The sequence below is a fragment of the Thauera butanivorans NBRC 103042 genome (assembly GCF_001591165.1).
Lineage (GTDB): Bacteria > Pseudomonadota > Gammaproteobacteria > Burkholderiales > Rhodocyclaceae > Thauera > Thauera butanivorans.
Genome location: NZ_BCUG01000022.1, coordinates 66,840 through 92,103 on the forward strand (window position 1 = coordinate 66,840; position 25,264 = coordinate 92,103).

The window sequence follows — 25,264 nt, forward strand, 5'->3', positions numbered from 1 at the left end:
GCGCATGAACGCCGCCGACCTCCGCCTCGGCCGCGTCGTGCTGCGCGGCACGGCCAGTACCGTCGCCCGCGCCCGCGCGGAGTTGCCGGCCGCGCTGGCGCGCAGCCGCTGGCCGGCAGCCGGCGACGATGCGATCCTGGTCCTGCGCCGCGTCGCCGTCAGCGGCACGCTGCCGGAACTGCCGGCGCGCGCCGCCGCGGCCACCGCGCAGATCGCCCGCCGCGCCGCCGATCCGTGGAGCCCGGCGGCCGACGGCGCCGAGGCGGTGCGCTTTCGCGATGCGCTCGACTACCGCGCCTGCCTCGCCCGCGATCTGCTCGCCGGCACCGCCGCGCGGCGCTGGCTGTGGCGCCATCGCGCCGCGCTGCCCGGCCTGCGGCCCGCAGGCGCGCTCGCCGCCCTGCTCGCGGAGGATGCGCTGGCGCTGCCCGCGCTGCTCGACCACCCCGGCCTGCGCGCGGCACTGCCTGCGCTGTGGCGCGCGCTCGATGCGCCGGCCGCCCGCGTGCTGCTGCATGCCATCGGCACCGCGACCGGCTGGAGCGGCGCGATCGCCGCCGCGCTCGATCCCCCGCCGGGCAGACGCCGGGCGGCACATCAGGACGGGCCGGATCGGGACGCATCCGGCCGGGAACGGCCTGAATCGTCCGCACCGCATTCCTCGACGGCCAGCCCGGATGCGGACGTGACCGCCCATGCTCCGCCGCCCGCACCCCCTGTTTCTCCTGCCGGCGACGGCATCGCGGGCGCGCCCGACGGCACACCCCAGCCTTCAGCCCCCTACTGGCACGCGATGCCGGGCGCCCAACAGGCCATCGCCGGCCTGCCGCCAAACGATCCGCGCGCCGTGCTGCAGGCCGTGCTCGGGCTGTGGGCCGGCACACCAGCCATGCTGGGCGCTGCCAGCGCGGGCCAGGGTCTGCGCGATGCCGCGCACGCGCTGGTTCGTGCCACGCCCTCGGCACTGACCGCGGCCACGCCGGCGCCCCGCACGGCTCCAGCCGCTCCGTCCGCCACAGCGACGGCAAGGCCGGCCCGATCCCGCCCTGCGGACGAAGCGGCGGCTGCACCATCCGCCGCCCCCGCGCCGGAGCCGCCTCCGCTTTCCTCCAGCGCGGCATCGGCGATGCCGCTTCCGCCCGCCGCGGAGCATGACTTCCTGACCCGCGGCGGCGGCCTCTTCTTCCTGCTCAACGTGCTGAACCTGCCCGCGCTGCGCGGCTGGCGGGCGGCGCTCACCGAGCCGCAGGCCGGCTGGCGAGAACTGGCACGCCTCGCCGTGCGCATCGGCGCCCCGACCGACCCGCCGCTGGCGGCCTTCCTGGCACAGGCCTGCGGCCTGGATGCCGGCACCAGCCCGGCCGCCGCGCTCGCCGCCCTCGGCACGGGCCACGATGCCGCCACGGTCGACGCCGCGGCCCGCCGTTTCCACGGCGATGCCGCGCTCGCCGCGTTGCGCGCCGAGCGCCCCGCCCGGGTACGCGCGAGCGCCAGCCGCGTCGACGTCCACCTCGGCCTTGCCGACGCCAGCCTCGACATCCGCCGCGCCGGCCTGGACATCGACCCCGGCTGGCTGCCCTGGCTCGGCCGCGTCGTGCGCTTCCATTACGACCGCGGAGGCTTCATGCCATGAACGCGCCCGCCCTGCACAACGCCCAGGCCGCGACGCCGCCCGACGCTGCGCGCCTGTCGCGCGCCTTCGTCCATGCCGGGATCGCCGAGTTCGCGCGGCTCAGCCTCGGCGCCCCGTCGGCGGTGTTCGACGCGCTGGCCGCGAGCCAGGCCGGCGACGAGCTCGCGACCCTGCTCGGCACGCCGCGCGACGACTGGCATGCCGCCTGCCTCGCGCTCGCGCGCACCGCGCCCGAGCTGCGCGGCCCGCTCGGCCGCCTGCTGGCCGACCTGAAGCTGCAGCTCCACGAATGGTTCGCGCTGGCGCTGTGCGGCGAGAACGAATCGAGCCATCTGCTGAACCTCGCGCTGGCGGAGCTGCAGGCGCCCGGCGCGCTGCGGCCCGGCCTGCATCTCGTCGCCGCGGCCAGCGCAGCGCTGTTCGGCGCCTCGCTGGCGCCGCTCGCGCTCCCCAACCACCGGCTGGTGCGCGCCGGCGTGCTCGACATCGTCGGCGACGGCCCGCTGCCCACGCGCATGCTGGCGGTCGCGCCCGAGCTGTGGGCGCTGCTGTGCGGCGACACCAGCGCCTGGCGCGACACCGCGCCGCTGCCGGCCAGCGACGTGGTGCTGCCGCACAGCTTCCGCGAACGCCTGCCCGCGCTCGCGGCCATGCTGCGCAGCGGCGTCGGCCGCCACGTCGTGTTCCGCGGCGCCCGCGCGGCCGGCCTTGCCGCCGCCGCGCGGCTGGCCGCCACCGTGGGCCGCCCGCCGCTGCAGCTGGAGGCCGCGGCCTGGGTTCGCCAGCCCGCGCTGGCGGCCGCCTGCCGCTATGCCGGCTGGCTGCCGGTGCTGACGCTCGAACTCGGCCCCGGCGAGCGCCACGCGTTGCCGGCCCATCCCGCGCTCGCGGTGCCGCTGCTGATCGTCACCGGGCGCGACGGCGCGGTGGAAGGCGAAGCCCTGGTCGAGATCGACCTGCCGCCGCTGTCGGCGCAGGAGCGCCGCGATGCCTGGCACGCCGCACTCGCGGCCGGAGACGGACGGCCCGGCGATGCCCGGCCTGACCCGCGGCTGGACGCGCAGCTGGACCAGTTCGCCGGCCACGCGCTGCTCGACGGCCCCACCGTGCACAGCCTCGCCGAGCGCATCCGCCTCGACACCGGCGTGCGCGGCGAAGCACCCACGCTCGCCCACCTGCGCCGCGCGCGCACCGGCTTCGGCAGCGAGCGCCTGCGCCAGCTCGCCCAGCCGGTGGCGCGCGAAGTCGGCGCGGACGAGCTGGTGCTGCCGGACGAGCTGCTCGAACGCTTCGATGCGCTGATCGCGCGCTGCCGCCAGCGCGAAGCGCTCGCCGAAGGACTGGGCGCGAGCCTCGCCGAGCCCGCGCCGGGCGTGCGCGCGCTGTTCTGCGGCGAGAGCGGCGCCGGCAAGACGCTGGCCGCGAGCCGGCTGGCGACCGTGCTCGGCGCGCCGCTGTTCCGGGTCGACCTGTCCGCGGTGATGAACAAGTACATCGGCGAATCCGAGAAGAACCTGGGCCGCCTGCTCGACGAGGCCGCCGCGCTGGACGTGATCCTGCTGATCGACGAGGCCGATGCGCTGTTCGGCCGCCGCGGCGAAGGCAAGGAGACCGGCGAGCGCTACGCCAACATGCTGACCAACTTCCTGCTCACCCGCATCGAGCAGCACTCCGGCATCGTCGTGCTCACCAGCAACAACCGCGGCCGCATCGATGCCGCCTTCACCCGCCGCTTCGACGCCATCATCGAATTCCCGCCGCCGGGCGTGGCCGAACGCCTGCGCATCTGGCATTCGCACCTCGGCCGCCGCGCCCCCGACGCCGCGCTGTGCCGCCAGCTCGCGAGCTATTGCACCCTGCCCGGCGGCCACATTCGCAACGCGGTACTGCAGGCCGCGGCGCTCGACCCGGCCGGCGCCGGCAAGGGCGAGCCGCCGCCGATCTCCGCCGGGCACCTGGTCGGCGCGCTGATCGACGAATACCGCAAGATCGGCCGCAGCCCACCGCCGCAACTGCTGCATGCGAGGGGAGCATAATGAGCCGCCTGACACCCGGCCTGCGGCGCAAGCCCGCGCCCGCGCCCGACGGCAAGGCGCAAAACGCCACGGCCGGATCGCCGGCGGCCGGCAAGAACATGCCCGCCGCGGGCGCGCCCGGCGGCAGCGCCATGAAGCCGCAGGGCGGGCAGGCTGCCAACGCTGCCTCCGGCGAAGCGGCGAAGACGGCTCCGGGCACGCCGGGCTACCTGCAGGCCAAGCTGGCGGTGAGCCATCCGCAGGATGCTGAGGAACAGGAGGCGGACAAGCTCGCCGGCGAAGTGCGCCGCGCGCTGCGCCCGCCCGCGGGCGGCACGCAGGCCTGCGCGGCCTGCAGCGGCGCAGCGCCGCGCGGCAGCCTGGAACCGGCGATCACGCCGCCGAAGAAGGACGTGCTGTCGCCGAAGCTGTGGCGTTCAGCGGCGGCCGGGGAAGCGGGCAAGGCAGGCGCACCGGATGCCGGCAAGGCTGTCGGCGAAGCTGCCGGCACGCCGCAGGCAGGCAGCGGCGGCGCCGATCCGCTCGCCGGCAGGACCGCGCCGGCCGGCACCGAGCAGCGCATCGCCGCGCGCCGCGGCCAGGGCACGGCGCTGGACCCCGATCTGCGCGCCCGGCTCGAAGCCCAGCTCGGCCGCGACCTGTCGGCCGTCCGCATCCACACCGACGCCGAAGCCGATGCGATGTGCGTGGAAATGCACGCCCGCGCCTTCACGGTCGGCAACGACGTCTATTTCTCGGCCGGCAGCTATGCGCCAAGCAGCGACGCCGGGCTGGAACTGCTGGCCCACGAACTCGCCCACGTCGGCCAGCAGGCAGACGCCGGCGGCCCGCAGAGCGCCGCGCCCAAGCTGCAGCGCGACTGGTGGGACGACCTGTTCGGCGGCAGCGGCGGGCCGGCCGACCCGATGGCGGCGTGCAGGAATGAACTCGAAGAGGCCGAGGACTGGGCTAGGGCCGGGCCTTATCCGGCCGCGCCACGGACCATCATCGGCGCCGGCGGCCGTGGTGGTTTCGATGCGCAGTACACGACGGACCCGGCCGAAGGCAACGGAACGCTCGACATCACGCAGGGCGTTGCAATCGAGTTCAAGGACACGCTCGTCGTCAGTGGCGGCGCCATCGCCCCGCATCCGGACCTGCCGGCCACACCTGCCATTGCCGCGCTGGCCGCCCGTCTGAACGCGATTCCCATTCCCCTGCTACGCAGTGCCGTGCTCGCTTCCTACCAATGGACGCCGGCGGAACGTGCGCCGTGGATCGATGAACTGAAAACCATGATCGAAACGAGCTGGGGCGGTCGCCACAGCTTCTTCCTGAACAAGCCGCGCTGGAACTGGCTGGGTGCCGACGTGCGGGTCACGCTCGACATCGGCGCACGGGCAAAAGCAGCCGGCGATCACATGCTGACCGAGACGTACAAGATGCCGACTGGCGAGAGCCTGCGTACCTACGACATCGCGCACCAGGTCAGCCACGGCAGCGGTGCCGACGCCCACGATCAGACGATGCGGCTCGCCAGTACCACGACCGGCCCGAAAGAAGTCGACCTGCTGCGGGAGTCCGTCCAGTTCGGCGACAATTCCGACGTGCTCACGCCGGCGGCAAGCGCCGCGCTCGATGCCTTCATCAGGAGATTCAACGGCGCCACTGCCAACGCGGCGCACCAGGAAGTGCGGGTCGAGATCGTCGGCCATGCCAGCGCTTCGGGCAGCGAGTCATACAACATGGCCTTGTCGCAGCGTCGCGCACAAGCCGTGCGCGACTATCTCGCCAGCAACGGATTTGCGAATACGGCCTCACGCGTCGCGCTCGACCCGCGGGGCGAAACCGAAGCCGATCAGAGCCAGCCCCGGCTCGGAAGCGACCGACGCGTCGATCTGATCGTCGACGGCGGCGAGCGCATGATCACCGCGGCCCACGAATGGGGCCACGCCTTCGGCCTCGGCGATGAATACGTCACCGGCGGTAGCAACATCGGCGACCCGGTCGCCCATGACGATCTGGTCAAGGCGATGACCGATGCAAGCGGCAGTCCCTTGCCGGGAGCAATCAGGGAGCACAACGCCGGCATCATGTCCCTGGGCAACGAGGTCAGGCCGCAGCACTACGCCACCTTCCACAACGCGCTGAGCACCATCACCGCACAGTCGCCCTGGTCGCTGGGCCTGCACAAGCCGAAATGGCAGGTGGCGATGGAATGCGGCGCGCCGTCGCCGCCGGGCGACTGGCCGACGCCGGCGCCGCGCGCGCCCGGCGGCATTCCCGGCGCGCAACCGGGCAGCGGCGATGGAAGCGCCGTCGCCTAGATTCGCCCGCCGGCCGAGCGAACGGCCGGCGCTGGGCCCGCAGGCCCTTGCCCGCAGCGGCGGCACGGCGAGGGCGGCGGCCTCGTCTCCGCACCCGGCCGCCGCGCCCGCGCCGCCGTCGACCCTGCCCGCCTACGCCGCGCGCCCCACGCGCCTCAGCCAGCCCGGCGAGGCCATCGAACGCGAAGCCGAAGGCCACGCCGACGCGGCCGCGCCCGCCAGCACGCCGGACCCCACGCCGACCGCGGCCCCCGCGCCGCCGCCATCGGCCGCCAGCGCCGACAGCGACGCAACCCCGTCCCCGCCGGCACATGCAGCCGCCGCTGCCGCGGCCGGCACATCCTCCCCTTCGGCCCCGCCCGGAGCGGCCCTGCCCGCCTATGCCGCCGGCCGCGTCGAGGACCGCCGCGGGCGTGGCGAGCCGCTGCCCGAGGATGCGCGCGCACCGCTCGAAAGCCATTTCGGCCGCGACTTCGCCGACGTCCGCATCCACACCGATGCCGAGGCGGCGCGCCTGACGGCCGCATTGGGCGCACGCGCGTTCACGTCGGGGCGCGACATCCATGTCGCAGCCGACGCCTACGCACCGGACACGGCCGAAGGCCGCCATCTCCTCGCCCACGAACTCGCCCACGTCGTACAGCAGGATGGCCAGGCCGCTGCGGTGCTCGCGCGTGCGATCGAGCCCGAGATGCACACCCGCTACCACGAGAGCGCACGCACCGCCGCAGCCCTCGCGGCGCTTGAGCGGCTCGAAATCCCAGCGGTGAAGGCGCGCCATCTGCCGCTGTACAGCGGCCTCGCCGCGGCCGGCAATCTCAAGCGCGTGCGCGGTTACGGACGCGACGGCGCCGACCAGCGCTCGGTCTGGAACAGCCAGGCGCAGGTCGGCGCCGATGCGATCCGCGAACGCCTCGGCGAGCGCAACATCCCGGTACCCGCCGATGCCGGCGGCCGCATCCGCCTCAAGCTGCACCGCGGCGCACCGCTCACGACGAAGCGTCTGTCCGAACTGCAGACCCTGCTGCGCATCCCGGGCTGGGACCGCAACGGCCGCAAGGTTCCGCAGTTCCAGGTCGATCACGTCGTCGAACTGCAGGTTTCGGGGCAGATGGGCTCGGGCGTCGGCAACAGCATCCAGAACATGGAGCTGCTGGACCAGCCGTCGAATTCGAGTTCCGGCGGCACGATACGCAGCGGAATCTACCGCAAGGTCGATGCCTTCCTCGATACTTTCGATCCCAGGCCGGACCGCAGCACTTTCCTGCGCCAGCACGACCTCGTGTTCACCGGCGTCGTCGCCACCGGCGCCGGCTCGGCCGCGGGCGCTTCGGCCTGGTGGACCAAGACCGAGATCGAAAGCGCCGAAGCGCTGGGCACCGCAAGCCCGCCGAGCCCGGCCGAGGACGGCGACACTCAGGGCTCGGCCGGGGAGTTCATCCTCACCTCCGGCCCCGGCGGCATCACCGTCGGCCGCTTCCGCCACAGCCCCGGCGCCGCGCCGGTGGTCGGCCGCACGCAGGCGCGCGCGCTGGCGGGTCTGGAAATCACCGCGATCAGCCTTGCCGACAACACCGGCAATCCGGAAGGGCCGATCGGCTCGATGGCGGCAAAGTGGGATCTGCCCCCCGACTGGAAGCCTGAAACCCCCGAGCTCACGGTCTCGCTGAACGGCGACGGCGAATACTGCGGCTACCCTTCCGCGCTGCCGGCGCTCAAGCTCGAATACAGCAAGCTCAGCCCGGTACTGTTCGAAAGCGTTTCGACCGAGGACGGCGAGCTTTCCGCCGAAGGCACGCTGACGCCGTCGATTCCGATCCTCGATGCGCCGATCACCGTGCGCCTGCGCGGGCGCGACCTGACTTTCTCGCTCGACTACGGCCCCGATCAGGTCAGCCTGCCGATCCCGCGCACCACCATCGACGACGCCTACGTCAGCATCTTCTATTCGACCGCGCGCGGCCTGGGTGCCGGCGGCCAGATCCTCTTCTCGATCGAAGGCGCGGGCAGCGGCGAGCTTGCCGCGTCGACGTCGACGACCGGCGGCCCCGTGTTCGAAGGCGGCTTCACCTTCGAGCCCTCCTTGTTCGACCGCGCCCGCGTGCGCGCATGGTGGCGCAACGGCCAGTTCGGCGCCGACGGCACGATAGGCATCGACACGCCCGACAAGATCCGCGGCATCGAAAGCGCAACCGCGACCGTCAGCGTCGATGAAGGCCGCTGGGCCTTCGCCGGCAGCGCGGCGCTTTCGGTGCCCGGCGTCGATGAAGCCTCGATCGCGATCACGCAGGGCGAGAACGGCCTGAACATCGCCGGCGACGTCCAGCTCGCGGCCAACCCTGCGATCCGCTCCGGCTCCATCCATGTCGAGTGCGAACAGTCCGACGGCGGCTGGAAAGTCTCGGCCAGCGGCACGGCGCAGCCGGCGATTCCGGGCGTCGATTCCGAACTCTCCGTCAGCTACGACGACGGCGCCTTCGACGCCAGCTTCAGCGGCGCCTTCAGCCGCGGCATGCTGTCCGGCCAGATCAGCGCCGGCGCGACCAACCGCAGCATCGGCGAGGATGGCCAGCCCAGTGGCGATGCTGCGCCCGACGCGCCCATCATCGTGTACGGTAGCGGCTCGGCGACCGTGCGCATCGCCCCGTGGCTGCAGGGGACGGCCGGCCTGCGGCTCGATCCGAACGGCGAGATCACCGTTTCGGGCGAAATCGCGCTGCCGGGCCAGCTCGAAATCTTCTCCAGGCTCGAATACGACAAGCGCCTGTTCGGCCTGTCGACGCAGATTCCGATCATCCCCGGCGTCGTCGCCGAAGTCGGCGGCAACCTGAGCGCCAATGCCAGCATCGGCCCGGGCGCGTTCGACCAGTTGCGGGTCGGCATCGAGTACAACCCCGCGCACGAGGAAAACACCCACGTCACCGGCGACGCCCATCTCAAGGTGCCGGCGCAGGCCGGCCTGCGCCTGGGCGCCCGCGCCGGCGTCGGCCTCGGCATCACCGGCGCGAGCGCGACCGGCGGCCTGGAGATCGGCGGCACGCTGGGCATCTCGGGCGCCGCCGAGGCCGGCGTGCATATCGACTGGATGCCCTCGCAGGGCCTGGAGGTCGATGCCGAGGCGGCGCTCCACGCCCAGCCCAGCTTCCGCTTCGACGTGTCCGGCTACGTCGCCGTCACCGCGCTCGGCGCCAGCCTGTACGACGAGCGCATCGAACTCGCCGCCGTCGAGCTCGGCTCAGGCCTCGAATTCGGCGTGCGCTTCCCGATCACCTATCGCGAAGGCGAGCCTTTCGACCTTTCGCTCGACGATCTCGAATTCGAGATACCCGATGTCGATCCCGTCGCACTGGTCGACCAGCTCGGCGCGCAGCTTTTCTGACCCACCTGCCGCCTCGGCAGCAGCGCGCGGACCTCTCCGCGCCGGCGGCGATCGTCGATCAGGAACACCGGCACGAAGTCCGGGCAGGCATCAGCACGAAGAAGGAGCCGAGCCGGCCGCCCAGGATGATCGGCACGAAAGCCGGCGGAATGTCGACAGACATGATGAAACGATCAGAGCGTCGCCTGCGCCACCGCATGCTCCCAGCGCGCCATCAGCGCCTCGGCCTGGTCGCGTGCCAGCGTGGGCAGGAAGCGCCGCTCGGCACGCCAGAGTTCGGACAGTTCTGCCGTGCCCGCGTACACGCCACTGGAAAGCCCCGCGAGATAAGCCGCGCCCAGCGCCGTCGTCTCCACCACCGCCGGGCGCACCACGGGAATGCCGAGCAGGTCGGCCTGGAACTGCATCAGCAGATCGTTCACGCAGGCGCCGCCATCGACACGCAGCTCACTGACCGGGCTGCCGCCCTGGGCCACGGCATCGCGGCTCATGGCCTGCAGCAAGGCCGCGCTCTGGTAGGCAATGGATTCGAGCGCCGCACGGGCAACGTGGGCCAGCGTGGTGCCGCGGGTCAGGCCCGTGATGGTGCCGCGCGCCTCGGGCTTCCAGTACGGCGCGCCCAGGCCGGTGAAGGCCGGCACCATCATCACGCCGCCCGAGTCGGGCACGCTTTCGGCGAGCGACTGCACCTCGCTGCTGGCCGAGATGGCACGCAGCCCGTCGCGCAGCCACTGCACCACGGCGCCACCGACGAACACGCTGCCTTCCATCGCGTACTCGGGTGTTCTGCCGGTTTGCGCGGCGCTGGTGCTCAGCAGACCGTTCTCGCTGCGCTGGAAGCTGCCGCCCGTGTGCATGAGCATGAAGCAGCCCGTGCCGTAGGTGTTCTTGGCCATGCCGGCGGTGAAGCAGGCCTGGCCGAACAACGCGCTCTGCTGGTCGCCCGCCACGCCGCCGATGGCGATCGCATCGCCGAGCAGTTCGGGCACGGTCCGGCCGAAATCGCTGCTGGAGGGCAGCACCTCGGGCATCAGCGCACGCGGAATGCGCAGCAGTGCGAGCAGTTCGTCGTCCCACTGGTTGCTGCGCACGTCGAACAGCATCGTGCGGCTGGCGTTGCTGACGTCCGTCACGTGGCGGCGCCCGCCGGTGAGCTGCCAGATCAGCCAACTATCGACGGTGCCGAAGGCGAGCTCGCCGCGCTCGGCCGCCGCACGCGCGCCGGGCAGCTCGTCCAGCAGCCATTGCAATTTGGTGGCCGAGAAGTAGGCATCGATCAGCAAGCCGGTCTTCTGCTGGATGAGCTCGGCGCAGCCCTGTTCGCGCAAGGCGGTGCAGATCGGCTCGGAGCGCCTGTCCTGCCAGACGATGGCGTGGTGCACCGGCCGGCCGGTCCTGCGGTTCCACAGCACCGTGGTCTCGCGCTGGTTGGTGATGCCCAGGGCGCGCACGTCCCTGGCGCCGATACCGGCCAGCCGCAGCGCCTGCTGCGCGGTGGCGAGCTGGGTACGCCAGATTTCCATCGGGTCGTGTTCCACCCAGCCGGGGCGCGGATAGATCTGCGGCAGCTCCTGCTGCGCCTGGGCGACGATATGGCCGCGTTCGTCGAAGACGATGCCGCGCGAGCTGGAGGTTCCCTGGTCGAGAGCAAGCAGGTAGGTCATGGCCTTTGGCTCCTGAAGAGTCACCGCATCACCAGGCCGCCATCCACGAACAGCACCTGTCCCGTCATGAAGCTGCTGAGTTCCGAGGCCAGGAACAGCACCGGCCCGGCGACATCCTCGGGCCGCGCCAGGCGCTTCAGCGGCGTGGCTGCCATCAGCGACTCGCGAAACGACTCCCGGGTATTCTGCGTGCCCTGAGTAGGATAGACCAGGCCCGGCGCCACGCAGTTGACGCGAATGCCCACGGGCCCCAGCTCGCCGGCCAGATTGCGGCTGAAGGCCACCAGCGAGGCCTTGGCCGTGGTGTAGTCGTGGTAAGGCACGACCGGGTGCTCGACGAGGTTGGTGACGATATTGACGATGCTGCCCCGCGCGCGCCGGCGCATCAGCGGCAGCACCGCGCGGCAGACCTTGAAGGCTGCGCCCACGGCGCCGTCGAACTGGGCCTGGTAATCGCGCCAGTCCAGGTCGTCGAAGCGGCTGCGGCGCTCAGGGTCGAAGGCATAGGGTTTGAAGGCGTTGTTGACCACGACATCGATCCCCCCGGCCTCGCGTGCGATGTCTTCGGCCATGGCCTGTACGGCGGACTCCGAGCCGACGTCGGCCTTGACCGCCCAGGCGTCGCCGCCGGCGGCCTGGCAGGCCGCCACGGTCCGGGCTGCCGCCTCCTCGTTGGCCAGGTAGTTGACGGCCACCGTCGCCCCCTCGCGCGCGAACGCGGTGGCGATGGCCGCGCCTATGCCGCGGCCCGCTCCCGTGACCAGCACCACCTTGCCGCGCAGGCTCAGTCCAGATGGCTGGTCCATCTCAGGCCTCCGGCAGCAGGCTGGTATCGACCACTTCCGCCACCTCGATCCGGCGCTGCACCAGGCCGAGCGCACGATAGGCGTCGGCCCCCTTTTGCAGCGCCTCCAGGTCGAAGCTGCCCAGGCCCTTGCCCTCCACTGTCGGCAGCGAGGCCGCGTTGCGCAGGCGGATCACGTCGAGGTTGATGTCGCGCTGCGTGCCGTCGATGGCGTACTTGCCGGCCAGCGTCGCGGCCTCCTCGGGGTTGGCGATCATCCAGGCGGCGCTGTCGCGGTAGCCTTTCAGGAAGGCCTTGAGCAGATCCGGCTGCTGGCGCAGCGTGCCCTCGCGCACCACGAACATGTCGCTGGAGATGTTCAGATGGTCGCGCACGTGCATCACGTCGACCTCGGCCAGCCCCTTGCGCAGGCCCACGGCCAGGCCCGTGTCGGTGGCGGCCGTGGCATCGACCTGGCCCTGCATCAGCGGCGCGAAGTTCAGCAGGCCGGTGACGACGATGCTCACGTCCGACTCCTCGAGGCCAGCCTGGTGCAGCATCACCAGCAGGTTCAGGCGTGTGCCGCTGGACAGGCTGTAGACGCCGATCTTCTTGCCCTTGAGGTCGGCCGGCTTGCGGATGCCTGCCGACTTGAGCGAGACCACGTTGAACACGTTCTGCGGATAGATATCGTAGATGGCGACCAGCTTCTCGCCCTTGTCCAGCGCCATGAACAACGACCCGGGGTCGGTGAAGGCCACGTCGGCCTGGCCGCTGAGCAGGTTGCGGATGGCGTCGCCGCCGCCCGCGCCGGGCAGGTAGGCCAGTTCCACGCCCTGGGCCTTGAAAAAGCCGTGCTCGGGCTCGGCGAGGATGTTGGTGATCTCGCTGATGGGCTTGCTCCAGCCCGCCAGGCGGATCCTGCCCTGGACCGGAGCCGCCGAGCCGACGCCGGCAAGCATCAGGCCGGCGAGGCCTGCAGTGGCGCCGAGCAGGCGGCGGCGGGAGATGAACGGAAGCTGGACCGGTGTATGCATGGCAGTTGCCCGTGGCAGTCAGGAGTTGCCGCGCGAACGCGGAGGGGACGAAGCGGACAGGGACGAAGCGGGAAAGGCGTGGGCACGCAGCAGCCTGCGCTCCAACAGAAGGCAGCCCTGGTACAGCAGCAGGCCGATGACGGCGATGAGCACCAGCGCCGCGAACATCAGGGTGGTGTCCATCATGCCCTGGGCGGCGATGACCACGGCGCCCAGGCCTTGGCTCGAACCCATGAACTCGGCCACGACGACGCCGACCAGCGCCAGCACCACGGCCACGCGCAGCCCCGCAAGGATGGCGGCAGGCCCATGGGCAGCTTCAGCCGCAGCAGTGTCTGCAAGCGCGTGGCGCCCAGCATGCGAAACAGCTGCAGCCGCTGGGCATCGGTCTGGCGCAGGCCGGTCAGCGTGTTCTCCATCAGCGGAAAGAAGCAGATCAGCGCCGTGATCAGCACCGTGGGCAGCATGCCGAAGCCGAACCACAGCACGAACAGCGGCGCCAGCGCCAGCTTGGGCACGACCTGGCTGACCACCACATAGGGCTTGAGCACGCGCTCCAGCAATTCGGATTCGGCCAGCGCCATGCCGGCAAGCAGCCCCACGATGCTGCCGGCCGCCAGCCCGAGGAACAGGGCCTGCAGCGTCGCCCGGACGTGCGGCCAGAAATAGCCCGAAGCCAGGCCCGACCACAAGGCCTGCGCCACCGCCGAAGGCGCGGGCAGCACCAGCGCCGACAGTCCCCATTGCCGCACCACCAGCTCCCACAGGCCCAGCAGGACCAGGAACAGCGCCGCCGCCAACAGCCGTGCCTGCATCGGCGTCGGGTTCATGTGCCGGCCCCGTCCATGGCAGCGCGCACGCGGGCGCAGTAGTCGTTGAAAGCCGGGCCGTGGCGCATGGCCTGCATGCGCGGCGCGGGCAGCGTGATCGTCCAGTTTTCCACGATGCGCCCGCCATGCATCAGCGCGATGCGGTCGCCCAGGTAGACGGCCTCGTTGATGTCGTGGGTGACGAACAGCACCGTCGTGCCGCGCTCGCGGCAGGTGCGCAGCAGATCGTCCTGCAGTTCGGCGCGCGTGATCGCGTCCAGCGCCGCAAACGGTTCGTCGAGCAGCAGCAACGGCGGTTCGAGGACCAGCGCCCGCGCAAGCGCCACCCGGCTTTGCTGGCCCCCCGAAAGCTGGCGCGGATGATGCTGCGCATGACTGGCGAGCCCCAGTTGGTCCAGCAATCGCAGCGCGCGCTGCGCATCCTGCGGCGTGGGCCGGCGTTGCAGCGATACGGGCAGCAGCACGTTGTCCAGCGCACTCAACCAATCCAGCAGCGTGGGCGCCTGGAACATGAAGCCCACCTGCGGCCCGGGTGCGGCCAGTTCGCCGCCGCGCAGCACGATGCGCCCCGACTGCGGCTTCAGCAGGCCCGCAGCCAGCTTGAGCAGCGTGGTCTTGCCGCAGCCGCTGCGGCCCAGCAGGCAGTGGAACTCGCCGGCCTGCATGCGCCAGTCCACACCGTCGACCACCGGGGCGCGACCGGGATAGGTGAACACCACCTTCTCGATATCCAGAAACGCCACGGTCGCGCCTTCAGTCCGCATACGGGGCGAAGGGCTGCGCCGCCGCCTCGGCCGATTGTTCGATCTCGGTCATGCGCACCAGGTCGATCAGGTTGAAGCGCCCATCGTGATGCCAGCCGGCCTCGGGCATGCTCATGGCGCCGATGGCGCTGATGCGCGTGACGCCGGCCGCGCCCAGCAGGCTGGCCAGCCGGTACAGCTCCTCGGGCGAGGCCGCGATGCCGGCGGTCTGCAGGAACGCGCGCTGCTTTGCGACCACCGGCACCACCTCATCGAGGCGATCCACGCCGACCACGGTTATCGTGCGGTACAGCGCAGTCGGCGCCAGCGCTTGCAGGCTGTCGCCGTAGGCCACGCTCCAGGGCGCATCCACAGGCCCGATCAGCACCTGATCGTCGCTGCCCCACTCCACGGCCTGCTGCCATTTGGCGACGGCGGCGCCTTCCGCCAGATCCAGGGGCCGGCGTGCAAAGCGCTGCTGCAGATTCGCCAGCTCGGCCGCGAGGTAGTCGGCGAAGGCGCGTGGCGGCACCGGCGCGCCGCGCTCCACATAGAACACATGGGGCGAGTAGCAGCCCTGCTGGTCGTAGCGCATCACGTCCCAGGCCGCCAGCCGCGCGACGGCGGGCGCCTTGAGCGCATCGAGCGCCGCTGCGCCGACCAGGCCGAAGCCCAGCTTGTGGCCGTGCGGCAGAAAGCGCGCAGTCATCGGCAGGCGCTGGCGCAGCGCGGCCAGCGTGTCGTTGCCGCCATAGGCCAGCACCGTGTCGGCCTGGGCGTAGAGCGCATCGACTTCCTCGCCCCCGGCGCCACGCCACCACACCACGGCCAGGCAATCGGCCAGCGGCGGATGCACCTCGGCCAGCAGCCGCGCGAACCAGCCCGCGAACAGCGGCTCGGCACTCGCCAGCTTGCCGATGCCGGGGGCCTTGACCAGCAGGCCGCAGACCAGGCTCCACAGCGACAGCGCAGGCACGTTGCCGGCCCAGACATGCACGAGCAGATCGGGACCGAAGGCGCGCACCGCGCCGCCCTTGGGCGCGGGCTGGAAACCGTCGAGGACGGCGGGGTTGGCGAAATCCTCGGCCACGAAGCGGCGCAGCTGTGGCGCGCGGAAGGTCTTGAAGTAGCCCGTCAGCCCCAGCCGCAGCATGTCCGCGTCGTAGCCGCTGACCACGGGCAGCCAGGCCTCGGCCTCGCGGCGGAACGGATCGTTGCGGTCCAGCAGACGGGCGATCGCGCGATCGATCACGTCGATGATTTCGGCCACCGGCATCGTCCTCAGATGCCGGTCCGCCGCCCCGCGCACGCGCTGTGCCAGTGCCTGCATCTGCGCGGCCGTCAGCATGGGCACGGAGACTTCGAGCCGCAAACCATCGCGCTCGAAAGGCAGCACGTGCCACTGCACCTCGTCGTCGCGCAGGCCAGGCAGATGGCCCGCCGTGATCCGCTCCACCTTCATGCGGCCGCCGCCTTCACGAATTCCTCGACGGCCAGCGAGCAGCCCTTGGCCACCGCGCCCTCGGCGCGCCCCAGCAGCAGGAAGCCGCCCTCGGCCCATTGCCCCACGTCCTCGGTCAGGATGGTCGTGACCGAGTTGTAGTTGGCCAGATCGCAGTGCACGAGGATGCCACGCTCGCCAGGCGCCACGCTGCGGCCCGTGACGGGCTCGACCAGGCGCGAGCGGATCCAGTGCGGCCCCGACTTGACCGAGGGCAGCACGGCATTGCCGTCGTCGTAGAACTGCGTGCTCAGTTCCGTCATGCCGTACATGTTGATGCAGTGCGTGCGCGGCACGCCGAGCAGCTCTTCCAGCCCGGCGTAGAAATCTTCCAGCGGCAGCTCGCGCGACTGGCCCTTGTAGCCGCCCGTGTCGAGGATGCGGCTGCCGGCAGGCAGCCGGAAACCGCGCCCCTGCTCGCGCAGCGCATCCATCACATGCACCAGGCTGAAACTGGCGCCCAACAGCGCATAGGCTCGTCCCGTCCGCTCGGCCTGCTCCAGCGCGGCGCACAGGCCCGGCAGATCCAGGCCCTCGGGCGTCAGGAAACAACGGCTGTCCGCGGCGCCGAATTCGGATCTGGCCAGCGCCAGGTAATGCGCGAGCGAGGAATTGGGCATGGCCTGCTCGTCGGGAAACAGGATGCCCATGGACAGACGCTGCGCCCCGCTCATGAAACGCCGCGCGAAGTTGCGCGTCATCGACAGGTCATAGACATCCAGCCTGGGATGGAAATGCCGCCCGCGCGCCGCGCGGCCCGTGGTGCCGCTGGTCATGAACACGCGCTCGGTTGGCAAGGCCGGTTCGCTGCGCAGCTCCATAGCCTTGAACGCATCGATTGGCACGGCCGGGATGTCGCTCCAGGTCTTCACCTTGCGCAGCGTGGCGCCGCGCCGCTGGCAGAAGCTGCGGAACGGCGCGTTGTTTTCGTACTGGTAGGCAAACAGCCGCAGCGCGAGTTGGTCGAACTGTTTGTCGGTGCAGCCATCCATCGCGATGAAAGCAAGCAGGTCTGCAAGCAACGAAGCGGCCTTGTCCATGGAATTTCCTTCGAGAGCGGGGACGTGATGCTCCGAAGTGCCCCGAGCCCGCCATATCAATGCACGGTCTGTCAGGGTCAAGCTCTTCTTCCGCCGGCATGATCCGGTTCAAGTTCTCGGGTATGGATCTCAGCACTGGCGTGCACCCCGGAGCGGGAACCATGTTACCGCATGGTGCCGGCGACATGCTGAACAAACGCTGTTTCCGGGACTCGAACAGGCCAATGGATATTGGCAAACATAAACTTACAGCCCCATGGATCTGCAATGTGGACACTGTCCATTTGAAATCCTAGGATGTGAACGCCGTCCACACTACAGCCGTCACCACCCGCGCCCGCCTCGCCTCTCACATCCAGGTTTGCCTGTGGTTTGGCGCCCGAGACCATGAACGAGTTGAAAAAACTCGACGCCGCTACCGCGCAGGCAAGCTCCGGCGAGTGCTCAGCCGGCGCCTCCGTATCCTCCCCCCAACCGACCGGAGCTCCCCATGAAAGCCAATCCCGTTGTCTGGTTCGAGATTTACGTTCAGGACATGGCGCGTGCGCGCAAATTCTACGAAACGGTGTTCCAGTGCACGCTGGAGCCGCTGGCTGCGCCTGAACAGGCCGCATCTAAGCCGGCCGCGCCCGAGTGCGAAACCGGCGGCATGGAAATGCTGAGCTTTCCCATGGACATGGATGCCCCCGGTACTGGCGGCATGCTGGTCCGCATGGACGAGGTCTCGTCCGGCGGCGGGGGCACACTGGTTTACTTCGGCTGCGAAGACTGCGCCGTCGAACAGTCGCGCGTCGAAGCCGCCGGCGGCCAGGTACACAAGCCCAAGTTCGCCATCGGCCCCTACGGCTTCTGCGCACTGGTGGTGGATACCGAGGGCAACTGCATCGGCCTGCATTCCATGCAATGAGCCAGAAGGAGACACGAAGATGAGCACCGGAACCGTCCACCTCCACCGCGTCCTGCGCACCACGCCCGACAAGGTGTACCGCGCCTTCACGCACGGCGCGGCCCTGGCCAAGTGGCTGCCACCCTACGGCTTCGTCTGCCACGTCCATCAATTCGATGGCAAGGTCGGCGGCAGCTTCAAGATGTCGTTCGAGAACTTCTCGACCGGCCACAGCCATTCATTCGGCGGCGAGTACCTGAAGCTGGTCCCCGGCGAATTCGTCGAATACATCGACCGCTTCGACGATCCCAAGCTGCCCGGCGAAATGCGGGTGACCGTGAAGCTGCGCGCGGTATCCTGCGGGACCGAGGTCAGTATCGAGCAGGCCGGCATTCCCGAGCTCATCCCGGCCGAGATGTGCTACCTCGGCTGGCAGGAATCCCTGCTGCAGCTTGCCACGCTCGTCGAGCCCGACATTCCCGACTAGCCACGCATGGGTCCGCATCGGTGGGTGGAATGAAAGTCCAGTGTCTGGATATCCCGTGTCTGAAGCAACATCGCTTCAGCGCGCGCATCTGGAATCCCCACTCCTTCAACCGCCTGGCGGCCTGCTCCATCCTGGACAAAGGGGGCATTGCCGTTTTGGCTCAGACAGGTCTGGCGTCGAACAGCACTACGTATGATTGGCACGTTCATGCTGCATCGGATCAGTAGAGAGGCAGGCGATGATTTTCGTGTTCGAGATTCACATCAAACCCGGCTACACGGCAGAAGCGTATGCAGATGCGTGGGTCCGCGCGAGTGAAATCATCCAGCGTGCGCCGGGCGCCCGCGGTACGCGGCTGCATCGCAAGATCGGCGCTCCAGACGTACTCCTCGCGATCGCAAGCTGGGAATCGAAGGCCATGCGGGACGCAATGGAGGGAAGTCCGTCACACGACGCCAAGCGCATCATCAAGGAACAGGCCGAGTTCGTCGACGTACGCGTCGTCGGCGAGTTCGAGGATGCGGAGTGGGTCGTCTTGCCAGAGGGGCGCGTCAGCGAGTGACGGTAGGCGCCAATGACCGGCGCACAGCCGAGGACGCCCAACCTTCGATAATTACAACATATCCAAATTCTCACCCCTTCGGTACAGCCGCGCGGGAAGACGGTCGAGCGCACCCACCACGAAAAATTCTGGGGCATCGTTCCAGAACCATAAAAGAATGGTATGAGCAGTACGAATCGTACAAGTGATATGGCTGAGAATTTGGTTTCTGCACCCATCCTCAGCATCGTTCAGATTTCTAGGACAGCAGAATTTCAACCCGGGGACTCTTGGAAAATACGGTGAGTTCATGACCTCTGATGTCCCTTCCTTGCAAATGCGAATGGTGTTCACGCAACTGTTACGGCACGGGGCGAAGCCCGAAAGCCCGGCGGCGCGTGGTGCCGGCACGCCCTGTACGATTTCCGATACGCCATATATAATTAGCCGCCATACTATATGGCAACATCAATCATGGTCTTGGAACAGAAGTACCAGGCGCTGCTGCAGGAAGCGCAGCGGCGGCAACTCCCCGACGTGGCAGGCATCCGCCTATGCTTCCAAACCCTGTCCCTGGCATCGGCGATCGACCGCGATTGCGCGGCGCTGCTGGCCCCACATGGTCTCTCCGAAGGCCGCTTCGTCCTGCTCTTTCTACTCGATGCTGCCAGCGAAGGGCTGGCCCCGAACGCGTTGGCCGAACAGGCAGGCGTCACCCGCGCAACCGTTACGGGCCTGCTCGACGGCCTGGAACGCGAAGCCCTGATCGAACGCCGCGCCGACGCCAGTGATCGCCGCGCCTTGCGCATCCGACTGACCCGCAAAGGCAAACAGACCGCCAAGAAGGTCTTCGACCAGCACGGCCGCTGGATCGCCGGCCTGTTCGGCAATCTGTCCCCCTCGGAACGCGAGCAACTGGCCTGCTTGCTCGACAAGGTTGCGGAGAACATCGGCACGTCCTGGCGGGGAATGCCCCAATGAACGCGACGGCACCACGCAAAGGCGCAACCCGCGCCGCCGATATTCCTGCCGACGTGCTGGATGCCCTGTCGCGCGGCGAACTGCAAAGCGCCACATTGGCCGAGGGACTGGCACTCGACCAGGCCCGGCTTCTGCGTACGGTCTTCCCGCAACTGTCCCAGCAAGTTTTGAGGCGCACGGATACCGCCTGCCAGCTTGGCATTCTCAAGCGCATGGCCGGCGTCGGAGCCGCACTGCTGGAGGAATTGGGCAACGATGGCATCGCACAATGCCAAGGCCATGCTTCGGACACCGTACGTGGCTGGGCCTGCTTCATGATTGGCGCACAACCGGGACTGGCGCTGCCGAGCCGGTTAGCCGCCATCCGCCCCTTGGCCGATGACACGCATTTCGGCGTGCGCGAATGGGCCTGGATGGCCGTTCGGCCCCACTTGGCCGAGGAACTGGATGATGCCATCGCGCATTTGACGAAGTGGACGACAGAACCCTCCGAACGCTTGCGCCGCTTCGCCAGCGAAGCCTTGCGACCGCGCGGCGTGTGGTGCGCCCACATTGCCGCGCTCAAGCGGCAACCGGAACGGGCGTTGCCCATTCTCTCGCCGTTGCGTGGCGACCTATCCATCTATGTGCAGGACTCGGTGGCCAACTGGCTCAACGACGCTGGCAAGGATCGTCCCGGCTGGGTGCGCGAGCTATGCGCGCAATGGCTGCAAGGCCATCCCACCGCAGCCACTCATCGCATCTGCCAGCGCGCCCTGCGCAACCTGAAGTGAAGGAGCACACTGCCATGTCGCACTATCTCGTCGAACTCTATACGCCCAATGCCGCATGGCGCGCATTGCCAGTCGAAAACCGGCAGCAGTTTCTGGATGGCATTCAGGCTGCAATGGGCGAACTGTCCAACCCTTCCTTGCAAAGCTCGGCCAGTACGGCGGCGGTGAGGATACAGGCGTAACGCTGCGAACGGTTCTCATGCGGCGCGTCCGCGAAGATGGACGGGGCGACTCGGTGAATCTGGTCATCGGTCAGCGGGTAATCGCTGCGCAGCGACGGCGAACGGGAAACGAAGCGGGATGCGACTTGCATGGCCTTGCTCCTGACGAAAAGGGTTTGCTGTTCAAACCGCACACCGGATTCCTGGATTCGGAAGCCCAGCCTTTCGGCTGTTCGGTGCGGTTGGCACGAGGAACCCGGGTGGCCCTGTTGCCACCGTCTTTCAAGACGGCTGGACATAGCAACGGCCGCCCTCGTGTGCCGAACCGCACGCAAGTGAAGCGCGCAGGCCCGAAAGCTAAAATTGATGGCGATTCAGGCGAGTGTCTTTTCACGGCATCCGCTATCCAGAAGAAAAATGGCGGGTACGACATGGATACCGATCTCCAGACGATGACGCGAGAACAGCTCATCGAAGAAGCGAAGAAACTGCGCGCTGGCATCCGCACGCACCGGGACACCTCTGGTCATGACCTGTGCTGGTATCACCCGCACCTGTGGGCATTGCTACCTGAAAAAGTCGATCACGTCCCGAGCGTGCCCGACTGGCCGCAGTTCATGCGCGGTTGCGTGAAGTACCGTGAATCGCTTGATGCTCAATGCCCAGGCGCGCCACGCAGCCAGCGGGAATTCGGTGAGTAGGTTGTTGGCGCACCGAATGACCGCATGTCCGCACTCCGTCCCATGATGCACAGCGATCCGACCCAGGCGTTCTGGCGCGACCCGGCCCTGCCCTTCGCCGAAAGTCGCCGAGCGTGCCAGAGCCGTGCCTGTTACAAGCCGCACCACCATCCAAGCTTCTCCATCGGCGCGGTCGATGGCGGCCAAAGTGTCTTCACCGGCGTGGCCGAAGGCCCGGTCGCGCTGCACCCCGGCACGCTGGTGTTCGTGCCGGCCGAGCGCGTGCATGCCTGCAACCCTGCGCCCGACACGGCCTGGAGCTACCAGATGCTGCATCTGGACACGGAATGGCTGCGAGCCATCCGCCGGGAATACGCCCAGACCGATGCGATCGACGCCGAACCCGTGCGCATCGTCACCGAGTCTTCGGCCTACATGCGCTTCTGTCGGCTCAACGCGCTGTTGTTCTCCGAGGCGGATACGCGCGACAAGGAAGCCGCGCTGATCGAGTTCATCGGCGATTGCGACACCGAACAGGGCTTGCGCATCGAAGCCCCGAGCATCCCGTCGCGTCTGGCCGAACAGATTCAGCCGGCGCTGGACGGCCTGCGCGCCACACCCGCGGCCGGTATTGCGCTGGAAGAACTGGCACGGCTGACAGGCATGAGCCGTTATCAGGTAATTCGAGCCTTCCGCGCCGTCACCGGCATGACCCCGCACGCCTGGCAGTTGAACCTGCGCGTCAACCTGGCCAGGGAACGGATGCGGCAGGGAGACAGCCTCTCGGACGTGGCCCAGCACCTGGGTTTCGCCGACCAGGCGCATTTCCAGCGCGTGTTCAAGGCCCATGCGGGCGTGACGCCCGGCCGCTTCCGCGCGTAGCGGCGAAAGCCAGGGCGGCTGCAATTTCCTTCAATACAGAAGTTGCGGCACTCGGCACACTGTGCGGGAAAAACTCGCACGTGTGCCCTTGAATGCAGCAGTTCCTGATGATTGCAGCAGCGCATTTCCTGGCGCTGCTGTCCCCCGGCCCGGATTTCTTCCTGATCGCCCGAACTTCGCTGTCCGCCGGCTGGCGCATCGCCAGCGGTGCTTGCGTCGGCATTGCGCTGGCCAATGGCGTCTTCATTGTCGCCGCATTCGCCGGCATGGCCGCGCTACGGCCGGACAGCGCCTGGTTCGTCGTGCTGCAACTGGCCGGCTGTGGCTACCTGGTTTATCTCGGCGTTCTGTTCATTCGCTACGCGGGCAGTAGCGAACTGAAGGTGTCGGCCTCTGGCCACACCGCCGCGCCCCCCCATCCGCTCGTTGCCTGGCGGCGCGCGGCCGGCATGGGCTTCCTCTCCGGCATCCTCAACCCGAAGAATGCGCTGTTCTATGCAAGCCTGGCCGCGATGCTGACCGGCCCGCACGCCAGTGCCGGCTGGAAGACGTTCTACGGCACCTGGATGTTCAGCGCCGTACTGCTGTGGGACGTGCTGATCGCTGTCCTGATCGGCAATCCCGCCGTGCTGCGCCGCTTCGCGCGGGCGTTGCCGTGGCTGGAACGTATTTCCGGCATCGTGCTGATCCTGCTCGCCCTGGGCGTCATCACGGCTCTACTGCTGCGTTGAAGCAGAAAAATGGCGTATCGCCTCGAAGGGCAACGCGCTTGTCCTCCGCCCCCCACTCCAAGGCAGCGCTCACGCCACGCCGGCAAGCCGCACTGGCCGGCGCCGAAACCGCCCATGACGGCCCGGTCATCATCACCGACCGGGGCAAGCCCGTGCATGTGCTGCTGTCTTACGACGAGTACCTGCACATCATCGGCCAGCAGGAAAGCATCGTCGATCAGCTCGGTCTGCCGCCGGGCATCGAGGACGTGGAAGTGGAATTTCCCCGCTCGCGCGAGCTGGCGCAGCCTGCGGATTTCACCTGAATGCTGCTGCTCGATACCAACGTCGTCTCGGAGTTGCGCAAGGTTCGTGTCGGCAAGGCCGACCCGCATGTCGCGGCCTGGAGCCGGACGGTGCCCGGCGCGAGCCTCTATCTTTCGGTCATCGTCGTGCAGGAACTGGAGATCGGCACCTTGCAGATCGAACGCCGCGACCCGGCCCAGGGGGCCTTGCTTCGCGCCTGGCTGGAGGAGCATGTGCTGCCCGGCTTCGCCAACCGGATTCTGCCGGTCGATACGGTCGTTGCCCGCCGCAGCACCGCGCTGCACGTACCCGACCCGCGCCCTTATCGGGACGGCCTGATCGCCGCCACCGCGCTGGTACACGGCATGACGCTGGTGACGCGCAACGTGGCCGACTTCACGCCGACGGGCGTGACCTTGTTCAATCCCTGGGAGCCGGCGGCCTGAGGCCGGCCACGAACCGGCTGCGACTGGCTGGTTTTTGCTGTTGCCTGACAGGAGGCGCATATGCCCACGCTACCAACCTCTCCCGTGGTGCCCGACAGCGAACACTGGCTGCACAGCGCTGCGGCGGCCGCCGGCCTGCGCGAAGCATTGGCGTGGGCGCAGTCCCATCCCGCCAGCGACGAGGCTGCCGACAGCCTGCTCCAGCACCTGCGCGATGAGCAAGGCTGAGTGCGTAGTGAAAATGGGCAGTAATGGCTGCGTTTGCCATTCCTCTGCCATATCAAGCCGTCTTGGCGAACAGCGCCACGTCCGGTAGTCCTTTGAAGTGCGCATCGCAAGTAAGCAGCTCAGCGCCCTGACGCCGTGCCGTCGCGTAGACGATGGCATCGGCGGTAGCCAGCTTGTGTTCGCGGTGCAGCTCCGCCGCGAGCAGGGCGATGGTGGTGTCCAGTGGCACGACGACACACTTCTGCGTGTAGGCGATCACCTGGTCGGCCTGTTCCTCGCCGAGTTCGCGCACCAGCCACTTCGACAGTTCAAGCTGCACGATGGTCGGCACGATGCACTGCGGCTTGTCCGGAAACTGCTTGCCCAGCCTCTTGCCGAGCGCGCTGCCGATAAGCCATTCGATCCAGGCCGAGGTATCGACCACGCGCAGCGGCGGCGCCATCAGTAGCGGTCCTCGCGGTCGCGGTAGCCGTCGGTGCGCGCGCCCTTGGCGATGCCGGCCAACTGCTCCAGCTCGGGCACCGGCATGACCAGCACGCCCTTGCCTTTGGGGATGAACACGAATTCCTGCCCGGCTTCCCAGTGCTGTTCTTCGCGCACGGCCTTGGGAATGGAGATCTGGAACTTGCTGGATAAGGTGGCGGTAGCGGCCATTTTCGTACCCTAAAAACGTCGATCACGATCTGGTAAGAATATACCGCTTCGCCCCAGGAGAGCTGACTCCTTGGAAAGACCCGATTCCAGGAGCCTCTTGGGAGCCAAGCGGACGGAAGCCGGGTCAGGTTTCGGAAAGCACCGGCATAGGATGAACTCACGTAAGTTCTTGATAAACCTGCAACAACGGACTGTGGCGTAGTCCAGCGAAGTTCGGTGCTGGAGTCATGCTGAAATAAAAAAACCTGCAACCCGGACGGCCCATGGTGTCGATTTTCCGCTTCACCCGTTCCATCATCGCGCCCGCGAGTCGGGATCCGCCTGCTGAAGAATATCCTCGATCACACGAGCAGTCTGCAAGAGACGTTTTACCGCCTCCCTTGTGAACTCATAGACACTTTCATCCACGCCTTCACGAGCGGCACTCCAAAGGCCGTCATCCGTCCGACACAGCCTTCCAGACTCCCGCAACTTGTCGAGCTTTCGGCGAACAGTCTCTTTTGGCAATCCCGAAACCTGTACGATGTCGGCCAGACGCACGGCACGCCCCCCATCCGGCAAAAACCCGTCAGATGC

Annotated in this window: 24 protein-coding genes and 2 pseudogenes; 16 read left to right on the forward strand and 10 right to left on the reverse strand. The window is 68.6% G+C overall.

The window, feature by feature from the left end; translation table 11 throughout:
- Window positions 1-4: 4 nt before the first annotated feature.
- From TBU01S_RS10865 to TBU01S_RS10880, 4 genes are read left to right on the forward strand one after another with little or no spacing between them, the layout of a single operon-like run.
- Window positions 5-1,633 (forward strand): hypothetical protein, encoded by a 1,629-nt coding sequence (locus TBU01S_RS10865; RefSeq protein WP_068636666.1) that lies wholly within the window; start codon window positions 5-7, stop codon window positions 1,631-1,633.
- Window positions 1,630-3,669 carry an ATP-binding protein gene (locus TBU01S_RS10870; protein ID WP_068636667.1) on the forward strand — a complete coding sequence of 680 codons (2,040 nt, stop codon included), beginning with the start codon at window positions 1,630-1,632 and terminating at the stop codon, window positions 3,667-3,669. Before TBU01S_RS10865 ends, TBU01S_RS10870 begins: the two co-directional genes overlap by 4 nt.
- Window positions 3,669-5,975 carry an eCIS core domain-containing protein gene (locus TBU01S_RS10875; protein WP_068636668.1) on the forward strand — a complete coding sequence of 769 codons (2,307 nt, stop codon included), beginning with the start codon at window positions 3,669-3,671 and terminating at the stop codon, window positions 5,973-5,975. Before TBU01S_RS10870 ends, TBU01S_RS10875 begins: the two co-directional genes overlap by 1 nt.
- On the forward strand, window positions 5,956-9,354 hold the full coding sequence (locus tag TBU01S_RS10880) for an eCIS core domain-containing protein (RefSeq protein ID WP_174524529.1): 3,399 nt from the start codon (window positions 5,956-5,958) through the stop codon (window positions 9,352-9,354). Before TBU01S_RS10875 ends, TBU01S_RS10880 begins: the two co-directional genes overlap by 20 nt.
- A gap of 173 nt (window positions 9,355-9,527) precedes the next feature.
- On the opposite strand, the gene glpK is transcribed toward TBU01S_RS10880, so the two are convergent.
- From glpK to TBU01S_RS10915, 7 genes and pseudogenes are all read right to left on the reverse strand, one after another.
- Window positions 9,528-11,018, reverse strand: a complete 1,491-nt coding sequence (glpK, locus tag TBU01S_RS10885) for a glycerol kinase GlpK (protein ID WP_068636669.1) — start codon at window positions 11,016-11,018, stop codon at window positions 9,528-9,530.
- Window positions 11,019-11,038: 20 nt separating this feature from the next.
- Complete coding sequence (locus TBU01S_RS10890; RefSeq protein WP_068636670.1) at window positions 11,039-11,824, reverse strand: SDR family oxidoreductase; 786 nt, start codon at window positions 11,822-11,824, stop codon at window positions 11,039-11,041.
- Between the two features lies 1 nt (window position 11,825).
- The gene (locus TBU01S_RS10895; protein ID WP_068636671.1) at window positions 11,826-12,839 is read right to left on the reverse strand and encodes an ABC transporter substrate-binding protein; all 1,014 of its coding nucleotides are present in this window, start codon (window positions 12,837-12,839) and stop codon (window positions 11,826-11,828) included.
- 18 nt (window positions 12,840-12,857) lie between these two features.
- A pseudogene (locus TBU01S_RS10900) lies at window positions 12,858-13,669 on the reverse strand (ABC transporter permease).
- Window positions 13,666-14,412, reverse strand: a complete 747-nt coding sequence (locus TBU01S_RS10905; RefSeq protein WP_217999599.1) for an ABC transporter ATP-binding protein — start codon at window positions 14,410-14,412, stop codon at window positions 13,666-13,668. The pseudogene TBU01S_RS10900 and the gene TBU01S_RS10905 overlap by 4 nt, the downstream one beginning before the upstream one ends.
- A 10-nt stretch (window positions 14,413-14,422) precedes the next feature.
- Entirely contained in the window at window positions 14,423-15,874 is a 1,452-nt protein-coding gene (locus tag TBU01S_RS10910; protein ID WP_068636673.1) for an acyl-CoA reductase, read from the reverse strand.
- Window positions 15,871-16,953, reverse strand: coding sequence for a LuxE/PaaK family acyltransferase (locus tag TBU01S_RS10915; protein ID WP_068636674.1), 1,083 nt, complete (start codon window positions 16,951-16,953; stop codon window positions 15,871-15,873). Before TBU01S_RS10915 ends, TBU01S_RS10910 begins: the two co-directional genes overlap by 4 nt.
- A gap of 490 nt (window positions 16,954-17,443) precedes the next feature.
- Here TBU01S_RS10915 and TBU01S_RS10920 point away from each other — a divergent pair, with 490 nt between their 5' ends.
- The 12 genes from TBU01S_RS10920 to TBU01S_RS23855 all read left to right on the forward strand — a co-directional run bounded on the left by TBU01S_RS10920 (window position 17,444) and on the right by TBU01S_RS23855 (window position 24,034).
- Window positions 17,444-17,860 (forward strand): VOC family protein, encoded by a 417-nt coding sequence (locus TBU01S_RS10920; protein WP_068636675.1) that lies wholly within the window; start codon window positions 17,444-17,446, stop codon window positions 17,858-17,860.
- A 19-nt stretch (window positions 17,861-17,879) separates the two neighbouring features.
- Window positions 17,880-18,326 (forward strand): SRPBCC family protein, encoded by a 447-nt coding sequence (locus TBU01S_RS10925; RefSeq protein ID WP_068636676.1) that lies wholly within the window; start codon window positions 17,880-17,882, stop codon window positions 18,324-18,326.
- A 238-nt stretch (window positions 18,327-18,564) separates the two neighbouring features.
- On the forward strand, window positions 18,565-18,888 hold the full coding sequence (locus TBU01S_RS10930) for an antibiotic biosynthesis monooxygenase family protein (protein WP_068636677.1): 324 nt from the start codon (window positions 18,565-18,567) through the stop codon (window positions 18,886-18,888).
- Window positions 18,889-19,341: 453 nt separating this feature from the next.
- Window positions 19,342-19,848 carry a MarR family winged helix-turn-helix transcriptional regulator gene (locus TBU01S_RS10935; protein WP_068636678.1) on the forward strand — a complete coding sequence of 169 codons (507 nt, stop codon included), beginning with the start codon at window positions 19,342-19,344 and terminating at the stop codon, window positions 19,846-19,848.
- On the forward strand, window positions 19,845-20,621 hold the full coding sequence (locus tag TBU01S_RS10940) for a HEAT repeat domain-containing protein (RefSeq protein WP_068636679.1): 777 nt from the start codon (window positions 19,845-19,847) through the stop codon (window positions 20,619-20,621). The genes TBU01S_RS10935 and TBU01S_RS10940 overlap by 4 nt, the downstream gene beginning before the upstream one ends.
- 14 nt (window positions 20,622-20,635) lie before the next feature.
- The gene (locus TBU01S_RS23850; RefSeq protein WP_157659127.1) at window positions 20,636-20,803 is read left to right on the forward strand and encodes a DUF6616 family protein; all 168 of its coding nucleotides are present in this window, start codon (window positions 20,636-20,638) and stop codon (window positions 20,801-20,803) included.
- Window positions 20,804-20,856: 53 nt separating this feature from the next.
- On the forward strand, window positions 20,857-21,483 hold the full coding sequence (locus TBU01S_RS24770) for a hypothetical protein (RefSeq protein WP_245650899.1): 627 nt from the start codon (window positions 20,857-20,859) through the stop codon (window positions 21,481-21,483).
- Between the two features lie 24 nt (window positions 21,484-21,507).
- Window positions 21,508-22,344: a helix-turn-helix transcriptional regulator gene (locus TBU01S_RS10955; protein ID WP_068636682.1), complete on the forward strand. Its 837-nt coding sequence runs from the start codon at window positions 21,508-21,510 to the stop codon at window positions 22,342-22,344.
- 107 nt (window positions 22,345-22,451) lie between these two features.
- A complete protein-coding gene (locus tag TBU01S_RS10960; RefSeq protein ID WP_217999600.1) occupies window positions 22,452-23,075 on the forward strand; it encodes a LysE family translocator in 624 nt (207 codons plus the stop codon).
- A gap of 38 nt (window positions 23,076-23,113) precedes the next feature.
- Window positions 23,114-23,380 carry a type II toxin-antitoxin system Phd/YefM family antitoxin gene (locus TBU01S_RS10965; protein WP_217999601.1) on the forward strand — a complete coding sequence of 89 codons (267 nt, stop codon included), beginning with the start codon at window positions 23,114-23,116 and terminating at the stop codon, window positions 23,378-23,380.
- Entirely contained in the window at window positions 23,381-23,806 is a 426-nt protein-coding gene (locus TBU01S_RS10970; RefSeq protein ID WP_068636684.1) for a type II toxin-antitoxin system VapC family toxin, read from the forward strand.
- Window positions 23,807-23,866: 60 nt separating this feature from the next.
- Entirely contained in the window at window positions 23,867-24,034 is a 168-nt protein-coding gene (locus TBU01S_RS23855; protein ID WP_157659128.1) for a hypothetical protein, read from the forward strand.
- A 52-nt stretch (window positions 24,035-24,086) separates the two neighbouring features.
- Here TBU01S_RS23855 and TBU01S_RS10975 read toward each other — a convergent pair whose 3' ends face one another.
- The 3 genes and pseudogenes from TBU01S_RS10975 to TBU01S_RS24495 form a co-directional block, all read right to left on the reverse strand.
- Entirely contained in the window at window positions 24,087-24,476 is a 390-nt protein-coding gene (locus tag TBU01S_RS10975) for a type II toxin-antitoxin system VapC family toxin (RefSeq protein ID WP_088178863.1), read from the reverse strand.
- Window positions 24,476-24,688: an AbrB/MazE/SpoVT family DNA-binding domain-containing protein gene (locus tag TBU01S_RS10980; protein ID WP_068636686.1), complete on the reverse strand. Its 213-nt coding sequence runs from the start codon at window positions 24,686-24,688 to the stop codon at window positions 24,476-24,478. The genes TBU01S_RS10975 and TBU01S_RS10980 overlap by 1 nt, the downstream gene beginning before the upstream one ends.
- 294 nt (window positions 24,689-24,982) lie before the next feature.
- Window positions 24,983-25,264 (reverse strand): annotated as a pseudogene (locus tag TBU01S_RS24495) (hypothetical protein); the annotation flags it as partial.